The organism is Pseudoalteromonas sp. SR43-2 (assembly GCF_014163885.1).
In the GTDB taxonomy this organism is placed as follows: domain Bacteria; phylum Pseudomonadota; class Gammaproteobacteria; order Enterobacterales; family Alteromonadaceae; genus Pseudoalteromonas; species Pseudoalteromonas distincta.
Genome location: NZ_JACJED010000013.1, coordinates 1 through 17624 on the forward strand (window position 1 = coordinate 1; position 17624 = coordinate 17624).

Here is a 17624-nt window from a genome sequence, read left to right on the forward strand (position 1 = left end):
CTCGGCAATTGCTCCTGCATTGCTCTACCTTCTGCATCCATGCAGTCGTAAATGAGAATTTTTTAACACAGGTAGCGACACGTTTAGCCCCGCAAAATGATTAAGTATTATTGCGGATTGGTATAAAGCCCCTTTACAATAAATCCTAATGCTAGAAGCATTACTTATTTAAAATAGTAGCAATGCGTTTACCCAGTTCTGGAAGTACATCTTGTTCAAACCATGGGTTCTTTTTAAGCCATATATTATTACGCGGACTCGGATGTGGAAGCACTAAATAATTTGGCCAATACTCACGCCACGATTTTACTAACTCCGTAAGTGGCATTTTTTTAGTCTCTGGTAAATGATACGCCTGCGCGTATTTACCAAGCACTATTGTCAGCTCAATATTTGGTAGTGCAGCCAATAATTGCTCGCGCCATGCAGGGGCACATTCTTTTCTCGGTGGTAAATCACCCGACTTACCCCTACCCGGGTAGCAAAAGCCCATAGGTAAAATTGCTATATTATTAGCATCGTAAAATTCATCCCTTGTTAGCCCAAGCCATTCTCGTAGGCGGTTTCCGCTTGCATCATTAAACGGCACACCTGTTTCGTGAACTTTGATTCCAGGTGCTTGGCCTGCAATTAAAATGCGTGCGTTTGGGTTAAATTGTATAACAGGACGAGCCCCTAAAGGTAAATGAGGTTCACAGATCACGCATTTACTAACTTGGTCTATTAATTGGTGACTATTCATGTTTATTTGGCCTTAAATGCTTAATTTTCATCCTAAATGGCCATTTAGGATAAATGAGTTGGTAAAAAATCGGTTTATTTTATCTAAAATGGCGATTAGTTAGTAAAATCGTGATCTTTAAGCTTATTCGCGCTACAAGCCTTGTAAAACCTAGTGTTGCTCGGCCCATACAGCAAATTCATTGCCGCTTGGCTCTGCAAAATGAAACCGGCAACCACCCGGGAATTCAAAAATAGGTTTTAAGATTGTGCCACCATGGAGTTGTACTTTTTTATAAGTGGCGTGAATGTCGTTACTATAAAAAACCAATAGCGCAGCACCGTTTTGAGTTAGCGATTTAAGCGGCGCATTAAAAAAGCCACCATCGAGCCCTTGGCCACTAAACGCCGTGTATTCTGGGCCGTAGTCAGTAAACTGCCAATTAAATACACGACTAAAAAAGGCCTTAGTTGCAGGTAAGTCGCATGCAGGGAACTCAACGTAATTTAGTTTTTCGTGATCGCTCATCGTTATTCACTCTTTATTTTTACTCAGTTTATTAACCTTAAGCATTACATAGAGCCTGTGCAATATCATTAAATAATATCAGATCAGTATTTTACTAAGTAACTAAGTAACTAAGTAAGCATAACTTACTCAAAAGTTAAACATCACAAATGAGAATAACTATCTTTTGTATTTGTAACATATATAATAGCGCCTTTGTTTTATCCTCAGCTTTAAATAAAGGGATTAATTAATTATGCAGGCACCTTTGCACAGTGCGCCATTCGATAAGGTTAACGTGATTGCGCTTATAGTAAAAAGCGTAAGCAGTTATCGAGTTTTGGTATTTTTACGTTTTTTTATTGCCATAATTGGTGGCTATGCTTTTACCTCTGCAAATACTGCGTTATTAAGCTTTGTGTTACCAATAGCTAAACAAGACGCTGTGCTTTTTAGTGTTTCAATTAGCATTTTAATTTATGCCGTCGTATTTATTTATGCCTTTAGCATTAAGTCATTAAAAACAGTGTGGATCAGTATTTTACTAAGTACAGGTACGTTCGCCGGGTTGCTTGCGTTGCTAAAGGATTGGGTATGAAAGACAGCTTTTTCAGATCAATGACTTGGTTGCACACTTGGGTAGGGTTACTCGTTTGCTGGTTATTATATTTAATATTTTTTGCAGGGACTCTTAGCTTTTTTAGAGACGAAATAACGTTATGGAATCAACCTGCCATTCATAATGTGCAAGCCCAAACACAGCGTATAGAAGCGCAAAAACAACAAATAATTACCGGATTTGATTACTTAGCTAACCATGGAGCTCACTCATCAAGCTGGCGTATTACATTACCCGAGCCACGCATTCCTTATTTAATTTATGGTTATGCAAAACCAAAAGAGCCAGGTCAGCGCCGCAGCCGGTTTGAAAACACACAGCTAAACCCTAATACCATGCAAGAGCTTGAGCCCTTTGTAGATACTAAAGGCGGTAACTTTTTTTATCGGCTGCACTATGATTTACATTACATGGATGCAATAACCGCACGCTGGATTGTGTGCTTTGCTAGCTTTTTTATGCTGATTGCCATTATATCGGGGGTGGTTATTCATAAGCGTATTTTTAAAGATATGTTTAGCTTTAGGCGTAACAAAGGTAGCCGTACATGGTTAGATGCCCATAACTTAAGCTCAGTGCTTGCCCTTCCTTTTCATTTAATGATTACTTATACGGGTATAATTACACTTATATTTATGTTGTTTCCCTACCCTGCGCAAACGTCTTACGATAACGGCATGCGTGGTTTTTTTAATGATGTAACCCCTCGCAACACCATGACCGATAAAGCTCAAGGCGAATCATCAATGGTGCCGATTCAACGCATTTTGGATCAGGTTTATACTAAGTGGCCTCATGCAGATATTACTCGCGTACAAGTTAATCAACCAAATATGGCAGCTTCAACAATTACCGTATTAGTTAGCGCAGGTAAAACACTACGCGACCAAGCACCACGCTTAATATTTAGTGGTGCTACAGGGCAAATGGTCGCTAAAACTGATGACGAACTAACTAGCAGCAAAGCGCTTTACGAGTCGCTTAATTCAATGCATACGGGGCGTTTAGCTACGTGGTTGTTGCGCTGGTTATACGTATTAGGTGGTATTGCAGGCTGTGTAATGATTGGCTCTGGCTGTATTATGTGGGCTAAGCGAATTCGCGAGCGAACTAAAAATAACGTTAAACCTTCGTTTGGTTTAAAACTAGTTGAAGGGTTAAACCTAGCCACTATTATGGGGCTTCCACTGGCAACGTGTGCATTTTTTATTGCTAACAGACTACTTAGCCCAACTACCGCAGAGCGCGCAGATAAAGAAATACTCGCGTTCTTTTTAACATGGCTAGCGGTTGCTCTTTTAGCACTTATAAAGCGCGATGCACTGCAATGGCGAGTTATGGCAGCTATAAATGCTGTTGCATGTTTAAGCGTACCGGTTATTAATGCACTTACAACTAACGGTAATATAGTTAGCTATTTGATGCACAAACAGTGGTCTTTATTTACTTTTGATGCACTGTTTTTGTTATTTAGTATATTGTTTTTTATACAAACCGAAAAATTATGTACTGCTAAAAACAACTCAAAAATAATCAGCCCTAGTCAATCTAATAACCTTAAAAGGCAAAAACCATGATTGATTTACTTGGGTTTAGCCTATGCCTGCTCAGTTTTAACTGTTTTGCGCTGGCTAAGTATAATCATTTTAAAGATGTAGTTAAAAAACGCCCTACAGAGTCCCAACGTAAAAAGCTGCTATTAGCTGCTTGGATCAGTATTTTACTAAGCTTGGTGCTTTGTATAGTTACTCAAGATGGATATGGAGCATTACTATTTTGCGGATTTATGAGCCTAAGTGTTTTAATTATAATGGTTTTTTATAATTTTTTAGTAAGCTACGTAAAGTGGTTTAGTGTTTTAAATAGCGTGTTAATTGTACTAAGTGGGTTGTTTTTAGCATTAAACTAGCCTTAGTTAGTAAAAACGTGATCCGTTATTTCCCATAGATTATGGCAAAAAAAATGGCAAGCTATATAGCTTGCCAACAATAGGGGATATTCAGTGTTTCTAATACTTGCTGTCTCACGGCAAGTACACACAATATAACCATAATATATTTAAGTTACTTTACAGTTAGATGACTCTTTTATTACTACTGTAAAGGGGCTTTACATTGTTTATTGCTCAACCCAAATTATTTTATCGGTAGCAAAGCCCAACTCTTTAGCTTTTGTTAAAAAGTGTTCTTTAAGCTCTTTGCTAACCGTTGGCGTACGCGACAGAAACCACAAGTAATCTTTGTTGTAACTGGTTATAAATGCATATTGATAGTCGGGTTGGTCAAGCTCAAAAATCACGTAAGCCCCATAAAATGGACCAAAAAACGAGACTTTAAAATGTCCGGTGTCAGTGCCTTCAACAAACTTGGCTAAGCCTTCGGCGTTATCCCATTTTTTATCATCCGTTAAATACCCTTTGTTAAGGACCTTTACTGTGCCGTCGTCGTTAATTGAATAAGTCGCGGTAACTTGCTCCATACCTTCTTCGAATGAGTGATTAAGACGCGCTATTTCAAACCATTTGCCTTTATATTTTTGTATATCAAAGTTTTTAACGGGTGTTATTCCCTCAGGAGGGCTGGTGCAAGCACTAAGAAAAAATAGCCCTGTAATAAGTAAACCGTATTTTATAGCCTTCATGTAAGCTCCTTTTTAAATTACATAAATAGTATGTATTATCTAAATATAGATGGATATAAAGTTTGCTAGCCGATTAAAAAATTTTGCTATAGGATCATATTAATTCTAAAGCAATAAAAATGACCATAGCATGAAAATTTGGGTAGATGCAGACGCGTGTCCTGTTGTTATAAAAGAAATACTTTTTAGAGCTGCAGAGCGTATGAAAATCGAGACTATTTTAGTGGCTAATCACGCAATGCGTATTCCGCCGTCAAAATACATAAGCCGCGTTCAAGTATCGTCGGGGTTTGATGTAGCCGACGACGAAATAGTAAAACGTATTGAAAAAGGCGATTTAGTTATTACGGGCGATATTCCGCTAGCAAGTGAAGTAATTGATAACGGCGGGCAAGCACTCAACCCGCGTGGCGAGCTTTATACCACCGAGAATATCCGCTCAATACTTAACGTGCGAGACTTTATGGATACCATGCGCTCAAGTGGCGTAGAAATGAGTGGTGGGCCGCCGCCACTTAGCCAAACCGATCGCCAAAACTTTGCAAATAACCTCGACCGTATTTTAGCGCAAAACAAGGCTAACTAACTTGAATACCCAATTAGTTGGCTTAGGTGATACGCAATTTAGCGTGGCGGTATACGTAGCAAAAGCGCCGCCAATGCCGTTTTTTGAAACACTCGAATGCCTAGTACCGGTTATAAATGATCAAATAAATACTATAAACCTGCACTGTGGTAATGGTTGGCGTAAGGTATTTAACGTTTACGCCAAAGTGCTATTTACCCTGCCAAGTGAGCATTACTCATTTGCTAAACAAGCCCCTACTTGGCAACAATATCGCGATGAGTTTTTACTTCAAAAAAATAGTAAAACTGCTCTGCTATTTAGCGCGCCTGATATTAGCAAAGCCAGCAATAAAAACCAGCTACACATAATTGCCGGTCGTACGCACGCTAAAGACTTATTACAACAAGGTAAGTTACATGCCCAATTTGATTGGCTCGACGACGAGTTTGCAATAGACACAACTAACAACATTATTGTTTGCCCGTATTTTGATTACAGACAGTTAAGTAATATAAAAATTGCGAGATTAAGCGAGCTAGTCGCGCAGCTAAAAGCCACTAAATAACACATTGTAAGGAACAACCATGGCAGGAATTTTAGAGTTAAACGAATTATTAAAATCAATGCAGCCAGCACTTAAGCAAGGCGAGTATATTTTTTGTTGCTTAGCAGGTAAATTGGCTGATTATGTTCATTTAGAGCCACTTGCCACTTATGTTGAAGAAGAAGGGCTAACCCTTATTTTAAAAGCTGAAACTGCCGATAAAGCAGGTATTACTTACGAGGGCAAATATAATTTAATTACCCTTAACGTACATTCAAGCTTAGAGGCCGTAGGGCTAACTGCTGCGGTATCTGCAAAGCTAACTGAGCATGGCATTAGCGCTAACGTGGTAGCTGCGTTTTATCATGACCATATTTTTGTACAAACAGACAAAGCACAAGCCGCAATCAAAGCACTTGGAGAGATTGGTTAGGTTGCTGGTGAAGCAACAACCTGATTGATATGAATATTGGAGCGTCGGGTGACGCTTCGCTTAACCGACCTACATTTCATGATGCTCTTGGCTTAAAATTTTTATTAAAATATCTAATATCCGCTTTATTTTTTATTACAAACAATTGTTTTTGTATCACTCAACAACCAATTTCGATACCACCCATTTATGCAGCGGATTTTTACTGTAACGCGGATGCCATGCGGCTATTACGTCAAACGGGGCTGGTAACTGTTGCAAATCAATTTTTACCAGCTCTGAGCTTACTGCGCGTGAGGGTAAAAATGCAATGGAGTCTGTAGTTTCTAGATACATCGGTACAATAGAAAAACACGGTGCCGACACAACAACATTGCGTGTTAAATCAAAGCTTTTAAACCAATCGTCAATAGAGCCTTTAAAATTTGGACGCGAAGGCGAGGCAATAATGCTTGGGTAGCTGGCTATTTGTGCAAGGGTTGGTTGTGTCCCTGCTATTGATGAGTTAGGTGAAGTAACGCAAATGTGTTGTTCTTCAAACAGTTTAATAATGGGGTAAGTACTTGGAATATAGTCGGGGAAAGCTATCGCTAAATCGACTTTACCGCTTTCCATTAAATCATGCAGACTATCGAGTTCAAAGTCTCTTATTATTAGCTTTAAATTAGGCGCTTGTTCTCTTAGCTCTTTTACAAGTGCAGGCAAAACAACTTGTTGTGCGTAGTCGGTAGCGGCTATTACAAACGCACCACTAACCGTTTTTGGGTCAAATATTTTAGGGGCTAATAGTGCCTGAAAGTCGTTTAGTAGCTTGTCTATGTCTACCGACAATTCCTCTGCATAAGGCGTTGGTACAAAACCGGTAGTTTTTCTTAAAAACAACTGGTCGTTAAACACATCACGCAACTTTTTAAGTTGCTCACTCACTGCTTGCTGGGTTAAGCCCAATTTACTCGCCGCTTTTGATGCGTTTTTTTCGCGAATCAGCGCTTGGAAAATACGTAGCTGTTTTATATCTAGCCTGTCTAACTTACTCATGCAAATGCCCTTGTTGTTTAAGCATGATGAACGTACCACATTACCAATTATTTTGGTATCACTTACATAAAAGGGTTGTTTTTCATTGTTTAACCACTCCCTTACTATGCTCCTACACACTAAAGTGAACAAATGATTGGAGCAAACAATGAAAACAGTAATTTTAATAGGCGCACTAGGAAAAATGGGTCAAGCGGCATTAACTGGCTTAACTAAGCACAAAGTAATTACGGCGGGTCGCTCGGGCGATGTAGATCATATTGTTGATATTACTAGTGAACAGTCAATTACTGAGCTGTATGAAAAAGTAGGTCATTTTGATGCGGTAGTTAATACCGTAGGTTTATGTGAATACGAAACGTTTGCAGATATGAGCGAAGCCCAGTGGATGAGCACTATTATAAGCAAAATGATGGGGCAAATTAACCTTGTACGCATTGGTCAAAAGTACATTGCCGATGGCGGCTCATTTACACTAATTAGCGGTATTTTAAACGTTAAGCCGATTCCTTTTGCAATTGCTGATGCAACAACCAGCGGCGCAATAGATACGTTTGCAAAATGCGTATCACTAGAAATGCCACGAGGCACACGTATTAATGTGGTAAACCCTACCGTACTTGAAGAAGCATGGGGCGTTTATGGCGAAATGATGCCTGGTTTTCAGCCAGTACCAGGCAAACTTGTAGGTAAAGCGTTTGAGCGTTCGGTTGATGGTTTTATTAATGGCGAAGTTATTTTTGTAGACGCTTAATTGGCTTAGTCTTTCAAACAGATAGGTGAGCTTTGCTTGCAGATTAATAAGCGCTTTGCATTAAAAGAAAGTGACAAAGCGCTTTAAAAACATATTCAAAACGGTGGTAAAATGAAAAAATTAATTCCAATATTTGCTATATTATTGGCTGCAGGTTGTGCCAATGTAACGCCAAGCTCGCAATATGTTAGCGAGCCAGGCGCAAATTCTAATAAAGAATGTAAAACAATACCGCGCCATAAGCACACGATTCAGTGGTGTAAGCCACATTCTTCTAGATAAATTAAACTACATATCCGCTAAAACCTAAGGCTTTAAAATACATCTTCGGAATGCCAAATTTGCACTCATTTAGCAGTTCGCTAAAGCGCATTCTATCAAGCGGGTAAAACTCATTTTCTAAGTCATGCCCTGTTTGTGTTTTACCGGTTTCGGTTAAACCCAATTGCGCGCACGTTGTAAGCTGGGCTTCGCGCTCAAATGAAGTTTCGGGGCGCATTAAATCCGCAATATAAAGGTTTGCGTCTTTTTTAAGCCTTCCTTTAATTGCTTTTAATAACTCTTTTTTATCGCCGTTATCTTGTAAAAAATGCATTACTAATAAACATAAAACGGCATCGGCTTTAACCGATAACTTATCAACGGGGCCATTATGTACATCTACGCGGCTTGTTATGCCTTGCTCATCAAATTGCTGCTGTGCGATAACAAGCATATCGGCTGATGTATCTTGCACGGTAAATAGCCATGTTGGGTTTAGTGCAGCCAGTGCAAGTACTTCTTTGCCTGTGCCAGCTCCTACTACCAAAATATGCGCATTGTCGCTTAGTGTTGCTTGGAGCTGCGCATTAGTGAGCTGATGTAATAATTCATAACCAGGAACTAAACGGGTTATGCGGCTATCGTATTGTGTTGCTTGCTCGCCTGTAAACGTTGGCATTGTATCTCCTTGTTTTCAGTAATGTTGCTTATAAAACTTCAACGGTGGAATATCCACCTGGCTTTTTGGCTACATGCACTTGAGTGGCTACGCGCTCGCTCATTTGTGTTACGTGCGATATAACGCCTACTTTTCTGCCTTGTGCTTGCAAAGAATCCAGAGCGTCCATTGCAATGCTTAGGGTTTCGCTATCTAACGTACCAAACCCTTCGTCAATAAACAAAGAATTGATTTGTACTTTGTTAGACGAAAGCGATGCTAAACCAAGTGCAAGCGCAAGCGATACTAAAAATGACTCACCGCCCGAGAGCGTATTAACAGAGCGTTGCTCGTCGGCCATGTCGCGGTCGATAATGGCAATGTCGAGTGTTTGCGCTATGGCGGTTAATTCGTAGCGTTTGTTGAGTGTTTTTAAATGGCTGTTGGCATAGTGCAGTAATATTTTTAACGTTTGTGTTTGTGCTAAGTTACGCATGGTTTTACCCGTTGCATCGCCCAATACTTTATTAAGCAAGTGCCATTGCTCTACCTGTGTTTTCAGCGTAGTTAACTCGGCTTGTTTGCCTTCAAGCGCCTTTGCGTTTTGGTTATGTTGCTCAATAGCGGTATTAGTTGCTAGTAATGAATTTTGCAGCTGCGTTTGTTGCTCGTTCAAGCTGCTTAATTGCGTACTTAAAGCCTCTGCACTTTGTGTTGGTTTATCGCTACTGTTGTGTTTTTCAAAGGTAAGTTGCTGCTGTTTCAATGCGGCATTTGCATCTATTAACGCTTGAGTTAACTGCTCATGCTGAGTTAAATGCGCTTTTATAGTCTCGCTACTGAGTGTTAGTAAAATTTTGACCTGTTCGTGCGTTACATCGCTGTATTGCGCTTTAAAGTCAGTAAACCACTGGTTATAACGTGCTTCAAGGGTTGCTAGTTCTTGGCTATTTTCAAGTAAGCGTTGCTCCACATTTTTAAGCGTTATAGCGTGCTCATCTCGTTGTTTTATAGCGTCGTCACAGGCTTTTTGACTCGCTTGAACCTGCGATTGCTTTTGCTCTTGCTCACTTATGAGTTTTGCTTGGTAGTCGTCTGCGCTTATTTGCTCGTTATTAAATAAAGCTGAGCGCTCACTTTGTACAGCATCTAATAGCTCTTTAGCTTTTACAAGCTCTTTATTAAGTGCTTTTAACGATTGCTCGCTTTTACTAACAAGCGGGGTAAGCTGCTTTATTTGCTCATTAGCTATGTTTTGGCGCTTTTGGCTTTGCTCAAGTTGCGTTTGAGTTTGCTGATACTGCGTAACCTGCTCGTGCAGCTCGCTAAGTTCAAGCGTGTTGGCTTGTAATTGCTGCCAAAAATTATTGTTTTCAAATTGATTATTGAGCGTTGTACCCAGCTCGTTAATTTGCGCACTTAGCTCGCTATGTTTACTCGTTAACTGGTTTTGCTGGTGTGTAAGCTCAAGGTGTTTATTACTCAGTTGCTGCTGTACTTGCTGCTCTGCTTTAAGTGCTGCTTGTAGCTCATTTACTTTGGTTTGCAGTGTACGCTGGCGTTTTTGCTGCTCAAAGTATTGCGCTTTTTGCTCCGTTAACTGCTTATAAGTCACTTCAAGCTGATCAGGCGTTAAGTCGTTAAGCTCTGTGCGTGCGCCTTGCATGGTATTTTTAATGTCGAGCTGTTTAGCTTTTGCTGTTTGTATTATTTGCTCAAGTTGTCCGTGTTCAGCAGTTAATACGGCATGTTGAGTTTGATGCTTATGCAGCTCGCTTTGTGCATGCTCAAATTGCTTTTTAGCGATATTAAAAGCATTTTCAAAATCAGTAATTAAGTTATTTAATTGCTGATTTTGGTTTACCGCGTACGGGTGCTCGGTGGCGCCGCATACTAAGCAAGGCTCATTAGGGCGAAGCTCAGTGCGTAAATGCTCTACGTTTTCGCTGGCTCTTAAGCGCGCTTGGTTAAGTGCGTACTCGCTACCTTTAAGCGCTTGCTCGCTGGTTATTAAATGCTGATTAAGTAAAGCATGGGCTTGCTGGCTTTCATTTAGCTGCTGATTAAGTACTTGCTGGCGTTGAGTGCTTTGTTTTAGTTCTGCGTTAAATTGCTTATAGCGCTCTCGCTGCTCTTTTAAGTAATCAATACTTTTTAGCTGCGCGTCGCAGTGCTCTGCATTAAATTCATTAAGCTGAGTATTTAATGCCTGTAAAGTTGATTGCTCACCACTAAGTACCGCCTCGCACTGCTGCACTTTATTATTTTGTATATTTAAAAGCTCACTCTGACCTGCAAGCTCGGTATTAAGAGTTTGGCTTTGCGCAGCGTTTGCGGTTAATTGCTGCTGTGCATTTAAGTAGGTATTAAAGCTTTGCTGATAGTAGCTCCAGTCTTTTGCTAAAACATGCAGCTGTGCATGCTCATTAAGCCATTGCTGGCTTTTAGTTGAGTCGGTTTTAACAATTTCTAGCTCGTTATTACTTTGTTTAAGCTGCAAATTAAGCTCATCAAACTGAGATTGCTCTTTGGTTATTTGCGACTCAGTACCTTTTACAGCTTGAGTTTGCAAAGCAATATTGCTGTCGAGCTCGCGCGCTTTAGCTATAATAGGCGCTGCATTTTGTTTTTGCTCATTGGCGTTATTAAGCAGCTCGGTATGCTTTGCAAGCGCGGTATTACGCTCGTTAATTACCGCTAAATGATCAACACTTTTAAGTGATGTTATTTGCTGATCCAACGCCGTATTTTGATCGGTTAATTGAGCAAAACGGCTGCGGTTATCTTTTATTTCAAGCGTTTGTTTAGCTTGTTTTGCCTGCTCGCTTTGTGAGGTAATACTTTCAAGCGCTGAGCTTGCTTGTTGCTGGGTTTGCTGTGCTTGCAGTAAGTTTTGCTCAAGCACTGTAGCTTGCTGATACCAGTTAAGTGCTTTTTCGGTTTTGGATAGCTCTTTTTTAGTGTGTTCGGTTTGCGCTTTTAAATCGGTTAACTTGGTTTGTTGCAGCTCAAGTTCTTCGCTCGTTAATAAGGTATAGCTTTCAAGGCCTGCTTTAAGCGCTTCAAGCTTTGCCACTTGCTCTTTATGGCGCTCAAAAATACGCACGCCAATACGGCTAAATTTATCGGTGCCTGTTAAACACTCTAAAAGTTGTGCTCGCTCATCGCCAGTGGCTTTTAAAAATGCAGCAAACTCATGTTGCGCTAAAAGTACGGCACGTGAGAACTGCTCAAAGTTAAGCCCTATTTTGCTCTCAACTTCTTTTATTGTGTGGCTTTTGTCAGCTATTAAGGTTTCGTCTGGCAGGGTTACTAATGTGTGCTCTGCTACTTTAAGTTTGCCAGTTACCTTTTTATGAGTGCGTGAAACTGTATAACGCGCACGGTAAAGCTGTTTATCTTGCCCTAAAAAGTCAACCTCGGCGTGGCCTTCCCATGTACCTCTGCGTAGTAGGTTCCGCGCATCATTAAGCTTAATGCTGTCGCCATTAAACTCAATTAAGTTACCTTTATCGCCGCGTAGCCTCGCTGTTTTTGTATAAAGGGCTAAACAAATGGCATCTAAAAAGGTACTTTTACCAGCGCCGGTATCGCCTGTTATCGCAAATAAGCCTGCATCTTTTAATGGGGCTTGAGTAAAGTCTATTTCAGCGTCAACTATTGAAGCTAAATTATGAATACGAACTGCGGTTATTTTCATAGTTGTTCTTGCTCCGTAAGCTCGTTTATCACGTCACTTAAAAGTGCTTTTAGCTCATCGGGTACGCTTTGCCCTGCCATATCTTTATCGTTTGCAAATGCTTGTTCTAATAGGTTTAGTGGGTTGAGCATTTCAACTTCGCTTAAATCTTCAAATACGGTGTTGTCGTCATTTTGAGTCGATTGCTCACGTACACGTTCAATACCACAAAATTTAATATGCTTGCCTTCAAGTGCTTGTTCTATTTGTTCTCTGAAGGTGGTGTCGGTATCGCTTGATTTAAGCTTTACACGTAAATAAGGCGCTATTGTATTTTGTGCAGTGTCGAGCGCTTTAATTTGCTCGCATAGCTCGCTTAATGGCACACACTCCCCTTTTGGTAAAACAATTACATCGGCAGAGCGCGTAATGTAAAGGGGGTTTACAGTTGTACTAATATGTTGTTTTTCATCAGTAATAAACTCAATAACATTTACTTGGTGCGTGTAGTTACGTTCTGAAAACGACATAGGTATGGGTGTGCCGCTGTAGCTAATAACATCGCTTTTAGCGACCTGTTGCGCTTTGTGTAAATGCCCAAGGGCAACATAGTTAGCTTGTTTACCAAATATATTGGCTGAAATAGACTCCTCACCACCTATTACTAAGTTACGCTCAGAATCACTAGAAATATCCCCGCCTTTTGCGTGTAAATGCCCCATAACTATTAGTGGTGAGTTTTGCTCGTTTATATTAGTAGCTTGCTCTAGTGCAAGTTCATAAGCTTTTGCAACGCCTTGAGCGTAACTAGGGCCGTTTTCAGTTTGGCTAAGTAAACTTACATCGCTTGCACGTAAAAATGGCATAGCGACGATTACAGCGCGTTTACCATTGGTATCTACGGTAATAACAGTTTCATCGGGTGTCGCGACATCAAAGCGCCCTACTACGTGTGTATCAAATTGCGCTAGTAATGGCTGAGCTGCCAAAATACGATTTGCAGAGTCGTGATTACCCGCAATAATTACTACGTGTAATTGTGGACATGCCTTTTTGGCGTCTTTAATAAATTGGTAAAGCTGATTTTCGGCGCTAGCGCTTGGAGTCGCGGTATGATAAATGTCGCCTGCAACTAAAAGTAAGTCTATTTGTTGTTCAACAAGAGTGGCTAATAACCATGTAAAAAAGGCTTGATGTTCAACACGGCGGTCGTGTTCGTAGAATTGTTGGCCAAGGTGCCAATCTGAGGTGTGGAGGACTTTCATGTCGCGCTCTTAATTAAACCGTAAGAGCGCCAATATACCCAAGGCAGTTAAAGATGCAAGCCTAAGCCGTGCATTACCTTAGGTTAAACTGTACCAAGCTGAAAAAACAACCGGTAATGCTAAAAGTGCCATTAATAATGGAATTTTTAACGTTTTAGTTTGTTTTGCGTGTAGCGCCTTTAATGCATTAGTTTCGTTGCACGCTGCTACTTTATCGATATAAAAATAACCCGAATCGAGATACTGCTTACAGTTATTCTCACTTGCTGGAACCGCAATTAGTTCTTGTTGTTTTTTTAGGATGTAAAAATCCATAAGCCCACCGCATTTCTTGCTAGTAATCGATATTAATTTGAGGATAAATGTGACGAATTTATTTGCCTCAAATAAAAAGGTTGGCGATTTTAAATATAAACTACACTAAAGATCAACCTAAAATTACACTATTTATCATTTATCGTAAAAATAGCGCATATTAAGGAAGTTCGGCAATATTTGAGCCAATAATTCAGCTGTTTTCACTGTGTTTTTGTTCAGTAGAGTGGGCTTTTAGCCCATTTTTCTTGTTGCAAATTAGAAATATTTATACGTAGTATTATTGTTTTACCTGATAACGCTAAAGCAATACTTTTTTAGCAAAGTAACTAAAGTTAATGTTCTTTTTTCAAGCTCTATAGCTTTGTATCTATTTGCTCAAAACCATTATTAAAACCCGCTTTTGTAAACCCCCTTTACAATATTTATTTAGTCGTATTTTGTTACAAAATAATTGTACTTTTTAATCTAAAAAACTAAGTGAATATCACCCTAAAAATACGGTACTTGGTCGCTAATTTATTGAAGCTAACTGGTATATTTGTCAAAGTATGCACACAAAATTATATTAGGACTAACAATGAAAAAAATAGGTCTTACGCTAAGTGCTTTTGTATTGCCTTTGGCAATATCTAGTGCGGTTATGGCGTCTTCGGTTGAGCAAACAAAAGGTTCTTTTGTTGATAAATTTCGTCAATTAGACGAAGCGCTTCCTACACCCAACGTTTATCGTAGTGCCGCTGGCGAACCAGGTGAAAAATACTGGCAGCAACGTGTAAACTACGATATTGATGTAAAGCTAGATGAAAAAAAGCACCGTATTACCGGTAGCCAAAGCATTGAATATAAAAATAACTCTCCGCATACACTTAAATATTTATGGTTACAGTTAGATCAAAATATTTTTAAAAGTGATTCTATTGCCGAAACAACTAAAACGTTTAAAAGCACTTTAGAAAGCCTACCAGCTCAAAAGCCTGCTAAATTAAGTTTAGGTGACTTACGCCGTCAGCAATTTATGAGCGACAACGAACTGGGTTATACAATCAGTGGCGTAAAGGATGACGATGGTAAAGAGCTACGCGTAACTGTAGTTGATACTTTAATGCGCATTGATTTAAACGAGCCATTAAAACCAGGTAAAGAAGTAGAATTTAGCATGAACTTTGCCTTCAACATTGTTGAAGAAGATGCTGTAGGTGCACGTTCTGGTTACGAGCACTTTGAAGAAGATGGCAACGACATATTCTTAATTGCTCAGTGGTTCCCTCGCTTAGCGGCTTATACCGATTACGAAGCATGGACAAACAAGCCATTTTTAGGCTCTGGTGAGTTTACGCTTGAGTTTGGTGATTACGATGTTGAGATTACTGTTCCGGCAGATCACATTGTATCGGCAACAGGTAAGCTTGATAACGCGAGCAAAGTACTTACAAGTACTCAGCGCAAACGTTTAAAGCAAGCTGAAACATCTAAGCGTCCTGTGTTTATTGTTAACGCAGAAGAAGCGCTAGAAAACGAAAAAGAAGGCACCGACAAAACTAAAACGTGGCACTTTAAAGCAGAAAATGTTCGTGACTTTGCTTGGGCGTCGTCTCGTAAGTTTATGTGGGATGCAAAAGGTTATCAGCAAGGTGGTGACGTTCAGCCTTTAGTTATGGCAATGTCGTTCTTCCCTAAAGAAGGTGGTGACTTATGGAAGAAGTACTCAACTGAAGCGGTAGTACACACAATGGAAGTGTACTCTAAGTATTCTTTTGATTACCCATACCCAACCGCACAGTCGGTTAATGGACCAGTTGGTGGTATGGAATACCCAATGATCACCTTTAACGGCCCGCGTACTAAGTTACAAGATGACGGTACTCGTACTTATTCTCAGGCTGAAAAGCGCTTTTTACTTGGCGTAGTTATTCATGAAGTGGGTCATATTTACTTTCCGATGATTGTGAACTCAGATGAGCGCCAATGGACGTGGATGGATGAAGGCTTAAACAGCTTTTTAGATGGTGTTGCTGGTCGTGAATGGGATCCTACTATTCCTTGGGGTGTTGAGCCTCGCGATATAGTGAGCTATATGAAGTCAGAAGTCCAAGTACCAATTATGACTCAGTCAGACAGCGTATTACGTTTAGGCCCAAATGCTTATACTAAGCCTGCCGCAGCACTTAATATTTTACGTGAAGTAATTTTAGGCCGTGACTTATTCGACTTTGCATTTAAAGAGTATGCTCAGCGCTGGAAATACAAGCGCCCTACCCCAGCTGATTTTTTCCGTACAATGGAAGAAGCCTCTGGTGTTGATTTAGATTGGTTTTGGCGTGGCTGGTTTTACACCACAGATCATGTTGATATCTCTTTAGATAAAGTGTATCAACTTCGTTTAGACACTAAAAACCCTGATATTGATTACAGCCGTTTACGTGATATTGAGGCAGACAAGCCTACGTCCTTATTTGTTGAGCGTAACCGCGCCGAAGGTAAAAAAACATGGGTTGAGCAAAATCCTGATGTTACCGATTTTTATGACGAAAACGACCGCTTTACTGTAACCAATAAAGAACGTAACTCGTACAATAAGTTTTTAAAAGGTTTAGAGCCGTGGGAGCGTAAAACGCTTGAACGTGCTTTAGAAGAAGATAAAAACTACTACGTTATGGAATTTTCAAACCTTGGTGGTTTGGTAATGCCTATATTGCTTGAGCTAACATATGAAGATGGCACAACCGAAGAGCGTTATATCCCTGCTGAAATTTGGCGTCGTAATTATAAAAATGTTCAAAAGCTAATTGTGACCGATAAAAACAAACCGCTTGTATCAGTTACTGTAGATCCAGGCTGGGAAACAGCTGACGTAGATGTTGAAAACAATAACTACCCTCGTCGTATTATTCCTTCACGTATTGAAGTGTTTAAAAAGGAAAAGAGTAAAGCTAAAGTAAGTCGCGATATCATGCAAGATATTAAAACTGAGCTTAAAACTGATGAGAAGAAAGACGAAAAAGATGACGGTGGGGAGCCGCAATAATGCGCTTTTTGCTTATTATTGTTTGCCTTTTAGTTGCTGCGCCAAGTATGGCGCATCAACTAAAGTCGTCAGTTACAACCGTGCTTTTTAATAAACGAACGCATAATGTTGAATTAATGCATCGCTTTTATTTACATGATACCGAACACGCCGTAGGAACATTATTTGAAGGCAAAATCGATATTATTAGTAATAAGGCCGACCAACAGCGTTTTGCTAAATATGTTGAATCGCACGTTGCTCTACAAACGTTAAGTGGTGAGCCTTTACCACTTAGCTTTGTAGGGGCGCAAGTAGATGGTAAGTTTTTTTGGGTTTACCAAGAAGCACCAATTCCTGAAAACATTGAAGGAATTAAAATGAGCAATGGCGCGCTTCGTGATTTATGGCCATCTCAGGTAAATATGGTAAACGTTGAGGGCAAAGGTAAGATTAAAACCTTAAACTTTGCACAAGATGATACTTGGCTCGAAGCCCGCTTTGAGCCAAATTAGTAGTTAAAACTTCCCCAACCAACGCGCACTGCAGTTAATGTGCGCGTTTTCTTCAAACGTTTAAACTGCGTTCATTTTAGATCTGGTATATGTAAATTTA

18 protein-coding genes are annotated in these 17624 nt (G+C 39.9%); 10 read left to right on the plus strand and 8 right to left on the minus strand.

Annotated elements, in window-relative coordinates; translation table 11 throughout:
* Positions 1 to 160: 160 nt before the first annotated feature.
* Positions 161 to 742, minus strand: a complete 582-nt coding sequence (locus tag H5120_RS11965) for a uracil-DNA glycosylase family protein (RefSeq protein WP_182674566.1) — start codon at positions 740 to 742, stop codon at positions 161 to 163.
* 150 nt (positions 743 to 892) lie between these two features.
* Positions 893 to 1249: a VOC family protein gene (locus H5120_RS11970; RefSeq protein WP_039488837.1), complete on the minus strand. Its 357-nt coding sequence runs from the start codon at positions 1247 to 1249 to the stop codon at positions 893 to 895.
* A 235-nt stretch (positions 1250 to 1484) separates the two neighbouring features.
* On the opposite strand from H5120_RS11970, the gene H5120_RS11975 reads away from it, so the two are divergent.
* From H5120_RS11975 to H5120_RS11985, 3 genes are read left to right on the plus strand one after another with little or no spacing between them, the layout of a single operon-like run.
* The gene (locus H5120_RS11975; protein WP_182674567.1) at positions 1485 to 1826 is read left to right on the plus strand and encodes a hypothetical protein; all 342 of its coding nucleotides are present in this window, start codon (positions 1485 to 1487) and stop codon (positions 1824 to 1826) included.
* On the plus strand, positions 1823 to 3424 hold the full coding sequence (locus tag H5120_RS11980) for a PepSY domain-containing protein (protein WP_182674569.1): 1602 nt from the start codon (positions 1823 to 1825) through the stop codon (positions 3422 to 3424). The genes H5120_RS11975 and H5120_RS11980 overlap by 4 nt, the downstream gene beginning before the upstream one ends.
* A complete protein-coding gene (locus H5120_RS11985) occupies positions 3421 to 3756 on the plus strand; it encodes a DUF3325 domain-containing protein (protein WP_182674571.1) in 336 nt (111 codons plus the stop codon). The genes H5120_RS11980 and H5120_RS11985 overlap by 4 nt, the downstream gene beginning before the upstream one ends.
* A gap of 209 nt (positions 3757 to 3965) precedes the next feature.
* On the opposite strand, the gene H5120_RS11990 is transcribed toward H5120_RS11985, so the two are convergent.
* Positions 3966 to 4487: a lipocalin family protein gene (locus H5120_RS11990; protein WP_182674573.1), complete on the minus strand. Its 522-nt coding sequence runs from the start codon at positions 4485 to 4487 to the stop codon at positions 3966 to 3968.
* 130 nt (positions 4488 to 4617) lie between these two features.
* Here H5120_RS11990 and H5120_RS11995 point away from each other — a divergent pair, with 130 nt between their 5' ends.
* The 3 genes from H5120_RS11995 to H5120_RS12005 are packed head-to-tail and all read left to right on the plus strand — an operon-like array spanning position 4618 to position 6032.
* The gene (locus H5120_RS11995; RefSeq protein ID WP_007376692.1) at positions 4618 to 5073 is read left to right on the plus strand and encodes a YaiI/YqxD family protein; all 456 of its coding nucleotides are present in this window, start codon (positions 4618 to 4620) and stop codon (positions 5071 to 5073) included.
* Between the two features lies 1 nt (position 5074).
* Positions 5075 to 5620 carry a DUF6942 family protein gene (locus H5120_RS12000; RefSeq protein ID WP_182674575.1) on the plus strand — a complete coding sequence of 182 codons (546 nt, stop codon included), beginning with the start codon at positions 5075 to 5077 and terminating at the stop codon, positions 5618 to 5620.
* 19 nt (positions 5621 to 5639) lie between these two features.
* Positions 5640 to 6032: an ACT domain-containing protein gene (locus H5120_RS12005; protein WP_182674576.1), complete on the plus strand. Its 393-nt coding sequence runs from the start codon at positions 5640 to 5642 to the stop codon at positions 6030 to 6032.
* 156 nt (positions 6033 to 6188) lie between these two features.
* Here H5120_RS12005 and H5120_RS12010 read toward each other — a convergent pair whose 3' ends face one another.
* Positions 6189 to 7070, minus strand: a complete 882-nt coding sequence (locus H5120_RS12010) for a LysR family transcriptional regulator (RefSeq protein ID WP_182673094.1) — start codon at positions 7068 to 7070, stop codon at positions 6189 to 6191.
* Between the two features lie 148 nt (positions 7071 to 7218).
* On the opposite strand from H5120_RS12010, the gene H5120_RS12015 reads away from it, so the two are divergent.
* Positions 7219 to 7824: a short chain dehydrogenase gene (locus H5120_RS12015; protein WP_182674578.1), complete on the plus strand. Its 606-nt coding sequence runs from the start codon at positions 7219 to 7221 to the stop codon at positions 7822 to 7824.
* A gap of 111 nt (positions 7825 to 7935) precedes the next feature.
* On the plus strand, positions 7936 to 8106 hold the full coding sequence (locus tag H5120_RS12020) for a hypothetical protein (protein ID WP_182674580.1): 171 nt from the start codon (positions 7936 to 7938) through the stop codon (positions 8104 to 8106).
* 1 nt (position 8107) lies between these two features.
* On the opposite strand, the gene H5120_RS12025 is transcribed toward H5120_RS12020, so the two are convergent.
* The 4 genes from H5120_RS12025 to H5120_RS12040 all read right to left on the minus strand — a co-directional run bounded on the left by H5120_RS12025 (position 8108) and on the right by H5120_RS12040 (position 14002).
* Entirely contained in the window at positions 8108 to 8764 is a 657-nt protein-coding gene (locus tag H5120_RS12025; protein WP_182674582.1) for a class I SAM-dependent methyltransferase, read from the minus strand.
* A gap of 28 nt (positions 8765 to 8792) precedes the next feature.
* Positions 8793 to 12443, minus strand: a complete 3651-nt coding sequence (locus tag H5120_RS12030; protein WP_182674584.1) for an AAA family ATPase — start codon at positions 12441 to 12443, stop codon at positions 8793 to 8795.
* Entirely contained in the window at positions 12440 to 13687 is a 1248-nt protein-coding gene (locus H5120_RS12035) for an exonuclease SbcCD subunit D C-terminal domain-containing protein (RefSeq protein ID WP_182674586.1), read from the minus strand. The genes H5120_RS12030 and H5120_RS12035 overlap by 4 nt, the downstream gene beginning before the upstream one ends.
* Before the next feature lie 78 nt (positions 13688 to 13765).
* Positions 13766 to 14002, minus strand: a complete 237-nt coding sequence (locus H5120_RS12040; protein ID WP_024600378.1) for a hypothetical protein — start codon at positions 14000 to 14002, stop codon at positions 13766 to 13768.
* A gap of 580 nt (positions 14003 to 14582) precedes the next feature.
* Here H5120_RS12040 and H5120_RS12045 point away from each other — a divergent pair.
* Together H5120_RS12045 and H5120_RS12050 are read left to right on the plus strand one after the other, a co-directional pair.
* Entirely contained in the window at positions 14583 to 17030 is a 2448-nt protein-coding gene (locus H5120_RS12045; RefSeq protein ID WP_182674588.1) for a M1 family metallopeptidase, read from the plus strand.
* Complete coding sequence (locus H5120_RS12050) at positions 17030 to 17524, plus strand: DUF6702 family protein (protein WP_165744006.1); 495 nt, start codon at positions 17030 to 17032, stop codon at positions 17522 to 17524. The genes H5120_RS12045 and H5120_RS12050 overlap by 1 nt, the downstream gene beginning before the upstream one ends.
* Positions 17525 to 17624 lie beyond the last annotated feature (100 nt).